This window comes from Agrobacterium fabrum str. C58 (genome assembly GCF_000092025.1).
In the GTDB taxonomy this organism is placed as follows: Bacteria; Pseudomonadota; Alphaproteobacteria; order Rhizobiales; family Rhizobiaceae; genus Agrobacterium; species Agrobacterium fabrum.
In genome coordinates this window covers 563,591-579,309 of the sequence record NC_003063.2, presented here as the reverse complement: position 1 = coordinate 579,309, position 15,719 = coordinate 563,591, and the positions used below count along the sequence as shown (strand labels likewise).

The window sequence follows — 15,719 nt, the reverse complement described above, 5'->3', positions numbered from 1 at the left end:
TATGAAGGAAACCTGGCGCTGGTTCGGTGAATCGGACCCCATCACCTTGGAGCATGTGCGGCAGACGGGTGCGAGCGGCGTTGTCACGGCACTGCACCAGATCCCCGACGGCACGGCGTGGCCTGCCGAAGAGATCGCCAAACGCAAGGCGATGATCGAAGCGGCCGGTCTGGAATGGAGTGTCTGCGAATCCATTCCGATGGAACAGTCCATCAAGCGCGGCGACGCCGATGCGCCGAAAGCGATTGCGCGCTGGAAAGATACGCTCTCCCGTCTCGGTCGCGCGGGCGTTCCCGTCGTCTGCTACAATTTCATGCCTGTCGTGGACTGGACGCGTACGAACCTGCGCTGGCAGGCGCGCAATACCGGATTGGCGCTGCGCTTCGAAATGGCGGATTTTGTCGCTTATGACGTGTTCATCCTGAAGCGTATCCGCGCTGCTGAAAATTACGATCCTGCGCTGGTGGCGCGAGCCGAAGAGCGTTTTGCGCAAATGAGCGAAGATGAACAGTCGCTTCTCGAGCGCAACATTATCGCGGGCCTGCCGGGCGGCGCGCTGGTGCAGACGCGCCAGTCCATCGCCGCGCTGATTGCTTCGTTCGACGGCATCGACAGCGCGACCATGCAGGGCAATCTGCTGGCATTTCTGAAAGAGGTCGTGCCGGTGGCGGAAGAGGTGGGCGTGCATCTCGGCATCCATCCTGATGATCCGCCATTCTCGCTGTTCGGCTTGCCGCGCGTGGTCTCGACACCTGCCGATATCCGCGCCATCCTGTCGGCCGTTGAAAGCCCGAACAATGGTATCACCCTTTGCACCGGCTCCTACGGCGCCCGTAGCGACAACGATCTCGTCGCGATGGCAAAGGAATTCGCATCCCGCGTCAATTTCGCCCACCTGCGAAATGTCACCGTCGAGGCGGATGGTTCTTTCTTCGAGGACGATCATCTGGATGGCGGAGCGGACATGATCGGCGTCATCGAGGCATTGTTGCGCGAGGAGCGGTCCACCGCCAAGGCTGGCCGCCGCACTAATATTCCAATGCGGCCTGACCACGGCCATCTGCTGGGTGATGACATCACCAAAAAGACCAATCCCGGATATTCCTACATCGGCCGCATGAAGGGTCTCGGCGAACTTCGCGGTGTCATCCGCACCATCGAGCGCCAGCTCCGCCGCGAGGAGGCTGCCGCATGAAGACCCGCAAACTTGGCCGCACGGCGCTGGAACTCAGCGAACTTTCCTTCGGCGCAGCCGGTATCGGTAATCTCTATCGCAGCGTCAGCCGCGAAGATGCGATGGCGACGCTGCAAACCGCATGGGACGCCGGTATCCGCTACTTCGATACCGCGCCCTATTACGGGCAGGGCCTTTCCGAACGCCGCGTCGGGGATTTTCTCCAGGAGAAACCACGCGACGAATTCGTGCTTTCCACCAAGGTCGGGCGGATCCTGAAACCGGCTGAAGCGGGCGTGACGCCGGATTACGGTTTTGTCGACGCACTGCCTTTCATTGTGGAATACGACTACAGCTATGACGGCATCATGCGCTCGCATGAGCTGAGCCTTGCCCGGCTTGGTCTCGGTTCGGTGGATATTCTCTATGTCCACGATCTGGAGGCGACCACGCTTGGAGAGGAAGCCTATCGCCATCATTTCGGAATATTCACCGAAAGCGGCATCGAGGCGCTGCATGAGTTGAAGGCTAAAGGCGAGATCGGCGCATTCGGCCTTGGCGTGAATGAGGTTCCGGCCTGCCTGAACCTCATGGAGATCGACGAAATCGACTGCATCCTTCTGGCGGGCCGTTATACGCTGCTTGACCGTTCGGCTGCAGCGCGGCTGCTCGGGCGTTGTGCGGAGACCGGCACCTCGCTCGTGATCGGCGGTGTCTTCAACTCGGGCATTCTTGCAACCGGCGCAAAGCCGGGCGCCACCTTCAATTACAATGAAGCTGTGCCTGAAGTCATGGAGCGGGTGTGCGCCATGGAGGCTCACGCCGCCGGCCATGGCGTCGCGCTCGCGGCCGCTGCTTTGCATTTTCCGCTGCAAAACACCGATGTCGCCAGCGTGCTGATCGGCACGGCGAAACCGGACAGTCTCCGGCGCAATCTGTCCATTTTCGAAACGGCCGTGCCGGGCGCCGCCTGGGCGGGTTTTGACACGCTCGCGCTTGAAGATTGACCGACACGGCAAGGAGGAGGACGCCATGGACCTGATTGATACCCACCAGCATCTGATCTTGCGGGGCAAACTCGGTTATGCCTGGACGCGCGGCGAGCCGAGCCTTGCGGGAAGCTTCACCCGGGCGGATTATGCAGCTCTTGTCGAGGGCAGCGGTGTCATCGGCACGATTTTCATGGAAACCGGGGTCGATGACGGTGATTATCGGGCGGAAGCCCGGCTTGTCGCTGGCATGGTAGGGGAAGGCACCTTGCCGATGTTCGGCCAGATCGCCAGCTGCCGGCCGGAAACGGACCAGGGCTTCGACGCCTGGCTGGAGGAGTGCCGCCACCTCAAAGTTGTCGGGTTCCGGCGTATCCTCCAGGTCATGCCCGACGATACCAGCCGTGCGGAAAACTATCGGCGAAACGTGCGCAAGATCGGCAAGGCCGGATGGCCGGTCGATCTGTGTTTTCATTCGCGCCAGCTCGCCATTGCCGCCGAACTTGTCCGGGCCTGCCCCGACGTTCGCTTCATGCTCGACCATTGCGGCACGCCTGACATCGCCGGAAACGATTTCCCCGCCTGGAGCGAGCGCATGGCCGATCTGGCCAGCCTGCCAAATCTCTTCGTCAAGCTTTCCGGTGTCACCGCCTATTGTGCGCCGGGGCAAGTGACGCTGGAAAGCGTGAGGCCTTATGTGGAAACCGTATTGAAGCTATTCGGCCCGGCAAGAATGGTCTGGGGCGGCGACTGGCCGGTGGTCGATCTAGGCTCGGGCCTGCCGGAGTGGATCGCCATGACGAGAGAGTTTCTGTCGACGCTTTCTCCGGATGAGCAGGCATCGATCGGCCATGGCAATGCCAGACGATTTTATCTGGCGACATAGGATGATCCTTGACCGGATATGGTCCCGTTCCTGCCGATAATATCGTGCAAATCATCAGAGGTGGTGCGGGTGGTCGGGGTCGAACCGACACTCCTTTCGGAACCGGATTTTGAGTCCGGCGCGTCTACCAATTCCACCACACCCGCATTTCGCTGCCGATTGTGTTTCAGGGCACTGAGGCAATGACACGGCGTCTATCACGGGCGAGACCGTGCTTGCAAGCCCAAAAGCGGGAAATTTGCCTTGCAAAACGGTATGTCAGCGCGCTAGGCGGCGGGGGGTAAAATCACAGGGCGTGCCTAAAACATTTGGCAGCCTTGCCGCGGCGCGGATGGTTCAATCGGCAGCACCTGTTTCAAAACGATACACCTATGATTGAATTATTTTGAGAATTTTAGACATCTCTAATAAATTAGTATATACGCAATTGCTAATTGAAATTATAATGGCGGCGTGGAACTTCCACGCGGGGCGGGAATGGCCAAACTCATAGGGAGGAAATTATGAGGGCTCTTTCTCGCAATTTGTTACTGTCTGCCTGTCTGATCTTGCCGGTCAACGCCCATGCGCTGGATATCGGGATCGGTGGGGAGAATGGGGTTAATGCCAGTGTGGGCGGCAACGGCAGCGGCGGGCTCGGGGTCGATGCCTCCGTTGGCGGCAGCGGCGGTGTCAACGCCAGTGCGGATGTCGGCGGCAGGAGCGGCGGCGGATTGGGTGCAGATGTCAACGCTTCGGTCGGTGGCAGCAATGGGGTCAACGCCAACGTCAACACATCCGTCGGTGGTGCCGGCGGTGTCAATGCCGCCGCCAAGGCTTCCGTCGGCGGCTCTGGAGGCATCAACGCCAATGTCGGTGCGAATGTGGGTGGATCGAGCGGTCTCGGCCTCGATGTCGGGCTCGGAATTGGTGGTTCAGGTTCGCCTGGCAATCCAGGTAACCCTGGGAATCCGGGAAATCCAGGCAATCCGAACAATCCAAATAATCCCGGTAGCAATCCGGGGCAACTTTCCCCTGGCGCCGTGCGTAATGCCATACAGGCCTATAACGACATGTCACGGGTCGAGCAGATCAAGCTCGCCCGCCGGTGTGTCGATATTCTGGGTGGCGGATACGATGCTGCCCTGACGCAATTGTGCAAGATGATCCGGACGGCCTCGCGCTGAAGCCGGCCTCATTTGCCGAACATATCCGAAGGGCGCCCCGGCGTCCTTCGGATCAGTTGCCCTTGCGTCCGAAGGACAGGATTTTCTGCCGCAGGCTGCGGGCGAGGTTGCGGGTATTCCGGTACATGTCCACCTGCGTGGAAACCTGCCGCACGTCGCGGTCGCTGTTCTGGGTCAGGCCGACGACCAGCGTCCCCATTTCCTGCCGTTCCTGCCAGAAGCGGCTCATGATCGGATGATCGGGCACGGCGCAGCTGTCGCTGCGCAGAATATTGGCGTCGTCCAGATGCCAGTCGGTGAGTTTCTGCATCAGTAGCTTGCCGGGTGAATATTGCGAATAGGTTTCGTCGAAGGCGGTTTTCCACGTATAGGCTTCGCCGGCCGTGATGAAGACCACCATGGATGCGATGGCGCTGCCATTGAGATCGATGGTGTGGATACGGACTGCATCGGCTTCGGCGAGGTTGGTGATGGCCTCGCGGGCGAAAGCGGCGCGATACCGGTCGTTGACCAGCGCGGTGCGTTTGCGGCCCTTCCAGCCACTCGCCTCCAGCGCCAGAAATTCCTCCATTCGGTAGCGCACATCCTTCGGCTGGCGGGTCACGCTGTAGGAGAGGGATCCAAGTTTTTCGAGCTGGCGCCACTGCCTGCTCATTTCGCGCAGATGGTGTGGTGCAAGGGTGTTGCGCAGATAGGCCTTGCCATCAAGGAGGCTTTCCAGCATCGGCCGGTGATAATTGCCCGTCGTCGTCACCGGCAGGTTGCGGCTAAGCGCGATGGCCCTGAACATGCGCGCAAACGGCCCTTCCAGCCGCACATCCGGCAGGACAAGAACATTCGGCAGACGCATGTTCCGGTCGGAAAGGGCATCGAAAAGATTGTCGAGGGTTTCAGCTGCCCCTTCGGTATCGACCAGCGGCGTGCCGAGCGGCCCAAATGGGTTGGCCCAGACGCGAATGATGGACGGACCAATGGAAAAACCCGGCTTTTCCACGGTAAAGGGCATCAGGAAGCGCATACGGCTTCTAGCGCCGTTCTCGTCGCGAATGAGGGCGAAGCGCACGGACTTGTCTTCGATACGTGGCATGGCGGGCGCAAGAAGCCGCCCGGTGAAGAAGACATTCGCCTCCATGACACGATTGGAAAGGAAGTCGAGTTCTTCCTGCATGTCGTAACCGAGTTGACCCGGATAGATGCAGAATTCCCGGCCGTCGCGTCCCACGCGCCGGCTGCTGTCTGCCGCGGGACGGTCACGCTCCGCAGACGCCAACAGCGCCGCGATGCGCGGGTCCTGAAAATCCGGATTCTTTGGATCGCTGGACATGCTTGTTGTTATACCGCCTTCCCAGTGTCTTGACCTGCCCGGGGATCGTTGAAAGCAAAAAGCACGATCCCGAGTGTGCGGCGAATGGCAATATGCAATAGCACAGCTTCCATGCACATGGCTATTGCCACCGCTGCCGCGGCCCCTGCCAGACCATAGACCGGAATGAGCGCCATGTTGAGTGCAATGTTGCAACCAAAGATAATAATATAAAGCACAACGCAAAGTTTTTGTTTGCCGGCCATATTCAGCAGCGTTTCTCCCGGGCCGATCATCGCTTTGGCGAGGAAACCGGCAAACAGGAAGAACATTAGCTGGTAACCCTGGACGAAGCCCGGGCCGAAAAGTGACAGCAGGAACGGACCTGCCAGAAGCACCACGCTACCGACGGCGAGCGATGGCCAGAAAGCCCAGCGTGCGGCCTGACCGGCAAAACCCGCAAGCCCCTGACGATCATTGGCCGACATCAGGGCGGCAAGACGTGGCGCGGCAGCCGCCTGCACGGAGAAAAACACGAATTGCATCAGCACGATGGTTTTCGCCGCCGCAAAATAGATGCCAACCTGATCGGGAGGCAGGTAAAGCCCGACAATCACCACGTCGGAATTGGTCATCAGGAAACCGATGCCATCGATCAGGAACATCGGGAAGGCGAACCTTATCCAGTGACGGAAATGAACCTTGCGGGCCGTGCTGCGGAAATGCCGGTTGAGCCGGCGGTTCATGAAGGCGAAGTGAAAGAGCGTGGTGACGTAGGTGGCCAGAAGGGCCATGAGCATGGCGGTGGTCGCGGTTTTTTCCGCGCCGAAATGGACCGCCGCCATCATGAACAGCAGGATCAGCACCGGGCGGACGATATAGGTGGGGCTGAGGGCGGAGACGGCCCAGCCATTGGCGCGCGCGGTGCCGTTCAACACATCGCCCAACGCCACCATCGGCAGGGTGAAAAGCGCCAGCGCAACCGGGATGAGATAATAGGAAGCGATGCGCTCGCCGAAGAAATACAGGAAAACAAACCCGAAAATTGCGAGCGCGCTGGCTGCAAGCATCGCGAAGACGCGTGCCGTCGACGTCAGCCCCATGATCTTGTCATGGGCTTCCTCTAGACGGTAGCCAGGTAAAAAGCGGATCACGGTCGTATGAAAACCGAGACAGGAAAGGTTGCCGAACAGGATCACCAGAACCCAGACAAAGGCGAAGAGGCCATATTCGAATTCGCCCATCAGGCGGGCAAGGATGATCTGGGAAATGAAGGCGATGCCGGCGCTGACGATGCGCACTGCAAAGGCAACGAGCGCCATGCGTTGAGCGCGCGAAACCTCATCTCTTCCGGAAAGAAGGACGGCAACTTTCGCCGCCAGCGGCGCAAGCTTTGCGCGCAGGCTTGCGGGTAAGGCTTTTTCCGCCGAGTTGAGGATAGCCATGATCCACACGCCATCATTTCCAGTTGAATAGGCAGTTCGACTGTAAGCGCTTATCCTTAACGAAGGGTTTGGGAGGCGCCGGCCTGTGTGCCGATATCATCCACCCCGCGCGGCCTGCGGACGCCGTTGAAGAGGAAAAGTGCGAGCGGGCTCCGGCGTATCGCCTGATGCAGCATATAGGCCGTTGCCGTCGTGGCTGCGACGATGATCGCGAATTCCAGGATCGGCGGCAGCGCAATCAGGATGAAGAGGATTCCAAAGGTGTAAATCAGCGGATGATGAAACAGGTAAATGGTGAAGGACGCATCCGTCATGCGTCTCGCAAGCGGGCTTGGCCTGTCGAAATAGCGGCAGGCGAGGTCGATCAACAGACGGCTCGCTGCCACCGCAGCAATTGCGGAAACAAGGACCAAAAGGGCCGAAGTCGAAAAAGGATGTTGCAGGCGCAATGCCACCGCCGCACCAATAGCGCCCGCAGCGATGACAACGGTGGGAAAACCCGTCTGACGGAATTGGTGAAAAAGAGCGCGATTACGCTGCAACAGGGCGCCAAGCAGGAAGAAGGGCAGGTAGCGCGCATAGGGGTCGGAAGCACGCTCATAAAGAAGGAAAAGCCTGCTTCCACTGCTTGCCGCAAGCAGACCGGAACCATAGACCATCAACTCCCACAGAACCGGGAGGGTGCACAGTGCCGCGAAAACCAGGGTAGCGTGCCGCTGCTGCAAGCTGTTGAACCAGTTTCTGACATGGGTAAATGGCGGGTGTGCTGCCAGAAACAGAAGAGCTGCCAGCAGGACCGAATAGGCAATGAGGGCCGGCAGGAACCACAGATGCATGATCCACTGTTCGCTCGGGCGCAGCAAGCCGGGTAGGCTCTCAAGCAAACGGTCAGTGGGAATATCGCCTTTGGCGACGCTGGCCAGTTGCAGCAGGAACAGCTGTAATGGCCCGAGCAGAACCACGGCCACGATGAAGGGAACGCCGAGGCGCAGGAAACGCTGCCTCAGCCAGCGCATCTTGCCCTTCTTGCCGATGACCATGGTGGAAAAATACCCCGCCACCAGGAAGAATGTCGGCATGCGGAAGGTGACGAGCGCAGCACCCAATCCGCTCAAAAGCGGGCTGGTCTCGAAATCCTTGATGTCCCAGGGCAGAACGTGGCTGTAGAGTAGGGAGGCGTGGTAGGGAATGCCGAGCATCATCAGGAGAGCCCTTAGAGGGTCCCAGTAATGCTCATAGTCTGACTTGCCCGGTTGCATTTTTCCCCCGCGCCGAAAACGCGATCCCGCGTGCGCCGTGACGACCAACACGACTATTGGTGGAAAACGCTAATAAACCCTTCACGCGCCCGAAGGGGTAGGTGGCGCCTTTTTCTTGGGCAGAAGGTCGAGCACCAGCGCGCAGCCGAAAATGATGATGCCGGCGCCGAAAAGCTGGGGAAGCGACAGGGGTTCATCGAGCACCAGGGCGCCGACAAGCACCGCCACGACGGTGACGGCAAATTCCACGCTGATCGCCTTCGTTGCGCCGATTGAGGAGACCAGCTTGAAATAGGTGATATAGGTCAGGCCGCTCATGACGACCGCCTGTATCAGAAGATAACCGTAGTCAACGAGATCAGGTGTTCCGGGCAAGGGCACCGCGAAAAGAAGCGGCAGGGTCATCAGGCCACCTGTCAGGAAGGAACCGATGGTGATTTCCCAGGATCCAACTCCTTTGAGGTGCAGGCTCGCAAAATTACTGCCATAGGCCGCACAGATGCAGGCGGCGACAGCGGCAGCACAGCCGATGATAAAGCCTGAAGTGACGGGAACAGCGGGAAAGCCGACAAGCAGAACGATACCGGCAAAGCCGATGACGAGACCCGCAATGCCCTGCCGCGTCAGGCGTTCCAGACCCCACATCTGCGAGATGAGCATTGAGAAAAGCGGAATGGTCGCCACCAATATGGCTGCCATCGCGGTGCCGATCTGTGGCGTCGCATAGGAAAGGCCGATCAGTTGCCCGGCGACCGTCGTTGCGCCGACGATTGCGAAAGCGCGCCAGCTGGCGGAAAATGCCAGCTTCCGGCGGGCCGCCCGCGCAATGAGATAAAGGGCGACAGCGGTTATGAGCGAGCGAAGCGTGACCGCGCCAATCCAGCCGAAGGCGGCGACGACATGCAGAAGCAGCAGGAAAGACACGCCCCACGTAATCGCGAGAAAAATATAGGCGGCAAGATCGCGAGGGGCCATGAAAGCAGTTTCCGCAAGATGATCCGGCTCCCATATGGAAAGTGCCGATACCAGTCAACACCCCGACCAGCAGCAATGATCCGGCGCAAACAAAATCGCCCGTAACGCGGGTTACGGGCGATTGATCTCTGGCATAAATCCCTGGCTTTAGGCCTGCTCGTAAACGCCGTGGCAGTGCTTGTATTTCTTGCCCGAGCCGCAGGGGCACATTTCATTGCGCCCAATACGGCCCCAGGTGGCGGGGTTGTTGGGATCGCGTTCCTCGGCCGGGACGAAAGCGGCAGGCACGCCCTGCGCCATCTCGTCTTCGCCGGTGACGGGGTCGAGGTGATGGGCGGTCATCTCAGGCAGTTCCGGCTGCTGCGGTTCCTGCTGCACCAGTTCCACGCGCATCAGCTGAGCGGTGACGGCCTCGCGCAGATTGGTGAGCAGCGACTGAAACAGTTCGAAGGCTTCCGCCTTGTATTCCTGCAGCGGATCGCGCTGGGCGTAACCGCGGAAACCGACGACAGAGCGCAGATGGTCGAGATTGACGATATGTTCGCGCCACAGATGGTCGATCGTCTGAAGAATGACCGAGCGTTCCACATAGGTCATGATCTCGGGGCCGAAACGTTCGGCGCGCTCGGCGGCGTATGTGTCGGCCGCTTCGGTGACGCGCTGGAGAATATCGTCCTCGGCGATGCCTTCTTCCTTCGCCCATTCCTCCACCGGCAGGTCGAGGTTCAGGAACTGGGCGATACCAGCTTTCAGGCCGGCGATATCCCACTGCTCGGCATAGGCATTTTCAGGAATATGCTTGGTGACGAGCGCTTCGATGACCTCGTGGCGCATGTCGGCGGCGGTTTCACCGATATTGTCGGCTTCCATCAGCTCGAGGCGCTGATCGAAGATGACCTTGCGCTGGTCGTTCAAGACGTCGTCGTATTTCAGAAGGTTCTTGCGGGTCTCGAAGTTGCGGGCTTCGACCTTCTTCTGGGCGCGTTCCAGCGCCTTGTTGATCCACGGATGGACGATGGCTTCGCCGTCCTTCAGGCCGAGCTTTTGCAGCATCGAGTCCATGCGCTCGGAGCCGAAGATGCGCATCAGGTCGTCCTGAAGCGACAGGTAGAATTTCGAGCGGCCGGGGTCGCCCTGACGGCCGGAACGGCCGCGCAGCTGGTTGTCGATACGGCGGCTTTCGTGGCGTTCGGTAGCGATGACGTAGAGACCGCCGGCGGCGAGCGCCTTTTCCTTCAGCACCTTGATCTCGGCGCGGATAGCCGCTTCCTTGGCATCAAGCTCCGGACCCGGCTCCATGCCTTCCAGCTCGCGCTCGAGGCGCATGTCGACGTTGCCGCCGAGCTGGATGTCGGTACCACGGCCGGCCATGTTGGTGGCGATGGTGACGGCGCCGGGAACGCCGGCCTGCGAAACGATATAGGCTTCCTGCTCGTGGTAACGGGCGTTTAGCACCTGGAAATCGGTAAAGCCGGACTGGCGCAGCATATGGGCCAGAAGCTCGGATTTTTCGATCGAGGTCGTGCCGACCAGAACCGGCTGGCCGCGCTCATGCGCCGCCTTGATCTCGGTGATGATCGCCAGGAACTTCTCTTCGCCGGTGCGGTAAACCTCGTCGTCCTCGTCGATACGCTGGATCGGCAGGTTGGTCGGTACTTCGATGACGTCGAGGCCGTAGATGTTGCCGAATTCTTCCGCTTCCGTCGATGCCGTGCCGGTCATGCCGGCCAGCTTTTCATACATGCGGAAATAGTTCTGGAAGGTGACGGAGGACAGCGTCTGGTTTTCCGGCTGGATCTGCACCTTTTCCTTGGCTTCCAGAGCCTGGTGCTGACCTTCGGAATAACGGCGGCCCGGCATCATGCGGCCGGTGAATTCGTCGATGATGACGATTTCATCGTTGCGGACGATGTAGTCCTTGTCGCGGGTGAAGAGCTTGTGGGCCTTCAGCGCATTGTTGATGTGGTGAACGATGGCGACATTTTCGATGTCGTAAAGCGATTCGCCCTTCAGCAGACCCGCCTGACGCAGCAGGTTCTCGAGCTTCTCGGTGCCATCTTCGGAGAAGTTGGCCGAGCGTTGCTTCTCATCGATCTCGTAGTCTTCCGGGGACAGAAGCGGAATAAAGGCGTCGATGGTGTTGTAGAGGTCGGAACGGTCGTCCAGCGGGCCGGAGATGATAAGCGGCGTGCGCGCTTCATCGACGAGGATCGAGTCGACTTCGTCGACGATCGCGTAGTTGTGGCCGCGCTGCACCATCTGGGCGCGATCATATTTCATGTTATCGCGCAGATAATCGAAGCCGAGTTCGTTATTCGTCGCGTAGGTGATGTCGCAGGCATAAGCCTCGCGGCGCTGGTCGTCGTCCAAACCGTGGACGATCACGCCGGTCGTCAGCCCGAGGAAGCCGTAGAGCTTGCTCATCGTGGCGGCGTCGCGCTTGGCGAGATAGTCGTTGACGGTGACGACATGCACGCCCTTGCCGGCGAGTGCGTTGAGGTAGACCGCAAGGGTCGCCACCAGCGTCTTGCCTTCACCGGTCTTCATTTCGGCAATGGCGCCGCCATGCAGAATCATGGCGCCGGTCAGCTGCACGTCGAACGGGCGCATGTGCAGAACGCGGCGCGATGCCTCGCGAGCGACGGCGAAAGCCGGGATCAGCAGATCGTCCAGCGTCTTGCCGTCGGCAAGCTGTTGGCGGAATTCCGCGGTCTTGGCCGCCAGCGCTTCGTCGGAGAGCGCCTTGGTGGCCTCTTCCAGCGCATTGATGGCTGCGATCTTGCTTTTATAGGAGCGGACGCGGCGTTCATTTGCCGAACCGAACAACTTGCGGGCTATTCCGCCGAGACTGACCATCTTACTGGCCCTTTCTGAAATTCCGTTTTGCCGGGCGCTTTTCTCCGTCACGCTGTTTTCAGCACAAATGACGGACTTCGCCCTTCAACGTATCTGGACGCGAGGTTGCGTGACAGATAAGAGGGGGGGCAAATGATGTCAACGGTTCTGCCCGTTACAGAATGGCCACAATCCGGTGTTTGGAAGTTTTTTCAGAGCCGGAAACCATGTCTGGAGCCGGCATTGTCCCCGAAAGGTTCAAAATGTTGCGCTATAATAAAATTGCGGCTGCGGTGATTGTGGCCACGCTCGGCCTTCAGCTTCCGGCTTTTGCACAGGAAGACAAGGTCGTTGCCAAGGTCGGCGATCTGGAAATCCACCAGTCCGAACTCGATCTGGCCATGGGCAACCTCGATCCGCAGCTCGCGCAGCTTCCCGACGAGCAGAAGAAGGTCGCAGCCTTGTCCGGCGCGATCGACGTCAAGCTTCTCGTGAAGAATGCAGACGCCGAAGGTCTGGAAAAGACTGAAGATTTCAAGAAGCGCATGGAATTCATCAAGGATCGTGAGCTGCACAACGCTTATTTCCGCAAGCATGTGGTCGACGCCGTCACCAATGACGAAGTGAAGGCCCGCTACGACAAGGAAGTCGCAGCCCTGCCGCAGGAAGAAGAAATCAAGGCTGCACACATCCTCGTCGCCAGCGAAGACGAAGCCAAGGACATCATCAAGCAACTCGATTCGGGCAAGGATTTCGCCGCACTCGCCAAGGAAAAGTCGACCGATTCCAACAAGGATGACGGCGGTGATCTCGGCTGGTTCGGCAAGGGCCGCATGGTGCCGGAATTCGAAGAAGCCGCTTTCGGCCTCGAAAAGGGCGCCTACACCAAGACCCCGGTGAAAACGCAGTTCGGCTTCCATGTCATCAAGCTGGAAGACAAGCGCATCGCCCCGCCGCCGGCTTTCGAGCAGGTCGAGCCTCAGGTTCGTCAGCTTGTCATGCGCGACAAATACGTTGCCCTCATCGAGAAGGCAAAGGCTGACCAGAAGATCGAAATCATGGATGAGACGCTGAAGAAGGGCTACGACCAAGCCACGAAGGAACAGCAAGCTCAGCCGCCGCAGCAGTAATAAATACCAATGTTACGGGGCGGCTTCGAGGCCGCCCCGTTTCATCTCAGGCTTTCCCAGACCCTCCCTTTCCAGAGTTTCAGGCGCTTCCCATGTCCGTTGCCGTTTCCCCGCTCGCTCCCAAATCCTATCCCGATATGCCCGCGCTGCGCGGCGTTCGCATGGCGACGGCTGCCGCCGGCATCAAATACAAGAACCGCACCGACGTTCTCTTGATGGTGTTCGACAAGCCGGCAAGTGTGGCTGGCGTCTTCACCAAATCGAAATGCCCCTCGGCCCCGGTTGATTTCTGCCGCGCCAATCTCGGCAGCGGCGCGGCGCGTGCCGTGGTGGTCAATTCCGGCAATGCCAATGCGTTTACGGGCGTCAAGGGCAAGGCTGCGACCGAACTGACGGCGAAGTCCGCCGCCGCTGCCGTCGGCTGCTCCGAAGGCGAAATATTCCTGGCATCAACAGGCGTGATCGGCGAGCCGCTGGACGCTTCGAAATTTGCAGGCGTTCTCGGTGATATGAACGTCAGGGCGGAAGCCGATTTCTGGCAGGAAGCCGCCAAGGCGATCATGACGACCGACACCTATCCCAAGGTTTCGACCCGCACCGCCGAGATCGGCGGCGTGATCGTCACGATCAATGGTATTTCCAAAGGTGCCGGCATGATCGCGCCTGATATGGCGACGATGCTCTCCTTCGTCGTGACGGATGCCGACATCGAACCCGCCGCGCTGCAATCCCTGTTGTCCGCCGGTGTCGGCCCGACCTTCAATTCCGTGACGGTCGATAGCGACACGTCCACGTCGGACACGCTGATGCTGTTCGCCACGGGTGCGGCGGCTGAGGACGGTCAGGTAAAGGTGACGAGCGCCGATGACGAGCGCCTGTCCTCCTTCCGCGCCGCGCTCAACGATCTCCTGAAGGATTTGGCGCTGCAGGTGGTTCGCGACGGCGAAGGCGCGCGCAAGATGGTGGAAGTCACCGTGACAGGTGCGGAAAACGATGCCGCTGCCAAGAAAATTGCCCTTTCCATCGCCAATTCGCCGCTGGTGAAAACTGCCGTTGCAGGTGAAGACGCCAATTGGGGCCGCGTCGTCATGGCTGTCGGTAAATCAGGCGAAATGGCTGACCGTGACCGCCTCGCCATCTGGTTTGGCGGCGTGCGCGTGGCCGTGAACGGTGAACGCGATCCGGATTATTCGGAAGCGGAGACCACCGCCGTGATGCGGCTGGAAGATATTACGGTGAAGGTGGATATCGGCCTCGGCCAAGGCACGGCCACGGTCTGGACCTGCGATCTGACCAAAGAATATGTTGCGATCAACGGCGACTACCGGAGCTGACCGTTGGAATCGAAGAAAATGCAGGACAACAAGGCCGTCAATCTGCCGCTGGTTCGCCGTCTGGAAGCCGTCAGCTTCCGGGCATGGCCTGCCTCGTCGGTGATTTATGATGGCAGCTGGCAGATCCGTCTCACGGGTTCGCATCCCTCCAAACGTATCAACTGCGTGGTGCCGCTCGATCCCTCCGATTACGGCAACTGCGCGGTGCGGCTGGAAAAGGCGCGCAAGCGTTTCGAGGATTTCGGCCGGCCGCTGGTGGTGCGCGAAACGACGCTGATGCCGCCGCAACTCGTGGATTTTCTGATTGGCGATGGCTGGTCCGTCTTCGAAGAGGTGCTGGTTATGACGGCCGATCTCTCCAGCATGGAACTGCCGGAAACGCTGGTCAGCCTTCCCAGCCATGATATCGGTCGTTTTGTCGAAGCGAGCATCAAGGTGAGCGATGGCGATCCGGCGCTGCGCCCGGCAATCGCGGAAATCGTCAGTTCCATCAAGCCGACGCTCGGCCTCTTTATCAACGAGGAAGTGGAGGGCAACCCGCTCGCCACCATGATTTGCGTGCAGGATAACGATCTTGCCGGCGTCATCTCGCTCGATGTCGAAAAATCGCAGCGTAAAAAGGGACTGGGCACGCAGGTTCTGTCGTCGGCACTGCGCTGGGCCAGAATCAGCGGCGCCAAAACCGCCTGGCTGCAGGTGGTTTCCACCAATGCACCAGCGATCGCGCTTTATGAAAAATTCGGCTTCTCCGAGGCTTATCGTTATCGCTACTGGCAAAAGGGCACCGGCGAATGAGTGAGGCGGGCAAAAAAATCCTGCTGGTCGCCGCCTGTGCGCTTCTCGATCAGGATGGGCGCATTCTCCTGGCGCAGCGGCCGGAAGGCAAGTCGCTTGCTGGGCTGTGGGAATTTCCCGGCGGCAAGGTGGAGCAGGGCGAAACACCGGAAGAAACCCTTGTCCGTGAACTGGACGAGGAACTCGGCGTCAAAACCAAGGTCGCCTGTCTCGCACCGCTGACATTTGCCAGCCATACCTACGAGACCTTTCATCTTCTGATGCCGCTTTACGTGTGCCGCCGTTATGAAGGCATCGCCCATGGCCGGGAAGGACAGGCGCTGAAATGGGTCAAGCCCCAGGCGCTGCGCGATTATCCCATGCCGCCGGCCGATGAGCCGCTCATCCCCTTCCTTCAGGATTTGCTGTAAGAATCGAGGGGCCTCTGA

At 59.6% G+C, this 15,719-nt stretch carries 13 protein-coding genes and 1 tRNA gene; 8 read left to right on the top strand and 6 right to left on the bottom strand.

Annotated features, from left to right (window positions below):
- Position 1: 1 nt before the first annotated feature.
- Genes uxuA through ATU_RS16340 form a run of 3 tightly spaced genes read left to right on the top strand, consistent with a single transcriptional unit; the run spans position 2 to position 3,049 of the window.
- Positions 2–1,195: a mannonate dehydratase gene (uxuA, locus tag ATU_RS16350; protein ID WP_010973116.1), complete on the top strand. Its 1,194-nt coding sequence runs from the start codon at positions 2–4 to the stop codon at positions 1,193–1,195.
- Positions 1,192–2,181, top strand: coding sequence for an aldo/keto reductase (locus tag ATU_RS16345; RefSeq protein ID WP_010973115.1), 990 nt, complete (start codon positions 1,192–1,194; stop codon positions 2,179–2,181). Before uxuA ends, ATU_RS16345 begins: the two co-directional genes overlap by 4 nt.
- 25 nt (positions 2,182–2,206) lie before the next feature.
- Positions 2,207–3,049: an amidohydrolase family protein gene (locus ATU_RS16340; protein ID WP_010973114.1), complete on the top strand. Its 843-nt coding sequence runs from the start codon at positions 2,207–2,209 to the stop codon at positions 3,047–3,049.
- Positions 3,050–3,110: 61 nt separating this feature from the next.
- Here ATU_RS16340 and ATU_RS16335 read toward each other — a convergent pair.
- Positions 3,111–3,195, bottom strand: a tRNA-Leu gene (locus tag ATU_RS16335).
- A 357-nt stretch (positions 3,196–3,552) separates the two neighbouring features.
- Here ATU_RS16335 and uppQ point away from each other — a divergent pair.
- Positions 3,553–4,215 (top strand): polysaccharide biosynthesis GNAT family N-acetyltransferase UppQ, encoded by a 663-nt coding sequence (gene uppQ / locus ATU_RS16330; RefSeq protein ID WP_010973113.1) that lies wholly within the window; start codon positions 3,553–3,555, stop codon positions 4,213–4,215.
- A gap of 52 nt (positions 4,216–4,267) precedes the next feature.
- On the opposite strand, the gene ATU_RS16325 is transcribed toward uppQ, so the two are convergent.
- The 5 genes from ATU_RS16325 to secA form a co-directional block, all read right to left on the bottom strand.
- Positions 4,268–5,539, bottom strand: coding sequence for a GNAT family N-acetyltransferase (locus ATU_RS16325; RefSeq protein WP_010973112.1), 1,272 nt, complete (start codon positions 5,537–5,539; stop codon positions 4,268–4,270).
- An 8-nt stretch (positions 5,540–5,547) separates the two neighbouring features.
- Entirely contained in the window at positions 5,548–6,963 is a 1,416-nt protein-coding gene (gene uppV, locus ATU_RS16320; RefSeq protein WP_010973111.1) for a Wzx-type polysaccharide biosynthesis protein UppV, read from the bottom strand.
- Between the two features lie 56 nt (positions 6,964–7,019).
- On the bottom strand, positions 7,020–8,222 hold the full coding sequence (mdoC, locus tag ATU_RS16315) for a glucans biosynthesis protein MdoC (RefSeq protein ID WP_010973110.1): 1,203 nt from the start codon (positions 8,220–8,222) through the stop codon (positions 7,020–7,022).
- An 81-nt stretch (positions 8,223–8,303) separates the two neighbouring features.
- Positions 8,304–9,197 (bottom strand): DMT family transporter, encoded by an 894-nt coding sequence (locus ATU_RS16310; protein WP_010973109.1) that lies wholly within the window; start codon positions 9,195–9,197, stop codon positions 8,304–8,306.
- Positions 9,198–9,344: 147 nt separating this feature from the next.
- On the bottom strand, positions 9,345–12,053 hold the full coding sequence (secA, locus tag ATU_RS16305) for a preprotein translocase subunit SecA (protein ID WP_010973108.1): 2,709 nt from the start codon (positions 12,051–12,053) through the stop codon (positions 9,345–9,347).
- 242 nt (positions 12,054–12,295) lie between these two features.
- On the opposite strand from secA, the gene ATU_RS16300 reads away from it, so the two are divergent.
- From ATU_RS16300 to mutT, 4 genes are all read left to right on the top strand, one after another.
- Positions 12,296–13,162, top strand: a complete 867-nt coding sequence (locus ATU_RS16300) for a peptidylprolyl isomerase (protein ID WP_010973107.1) — start codon at positions 12,296–12,298, stop codon at positions 13,160–13,162.
- A 92-nt stretch (positions 13,163–13,254) separates the two neighbouring features.
- Positions 13,255–14,496 carry a bifunctional glutamate N-acetyltransferase/amino-acid acetyltransferase ArgJ gene (gene argJ / locus ATU_RS16295; protein ID WP_010973106.1) on the top strand — a complete coding sequence of 414 codons (1,242 nt, stop codon included), beginning with the start codon at positions 13,255–13,257 and terminating at the stop codon, positions 14,494–14,496.
- 18 nt (positions 14,497–14,514) lie between these two features.
- Complete coding sequence (locus tag ATU_RS16290) at positions 14,515–15,291, top strand: GNAT family N-acetyltransferase (protein ID WP_010973105.1); 777 nt, start codon at positions 14,515–14,517, stop codon at positions 15,289–15,291.
- Positions 15,288–15,701, top strand: a complete 414-nt coding sequence (gene mutT / locus ATU_RS16285) for an 8-oxo-dGTP diphosphatase MutT (RefSeq protein WP_006315742.1) — start codon at positions 15,288–15,290, stop codon at positions 15,699–15,701. The genes ATU_RS16290 and mutT overlap by 4 nt, the downstream gene beginning before the upstream one ends.
- Positions 15,702–15,719 lie beyond the last annotated feature (18 nt).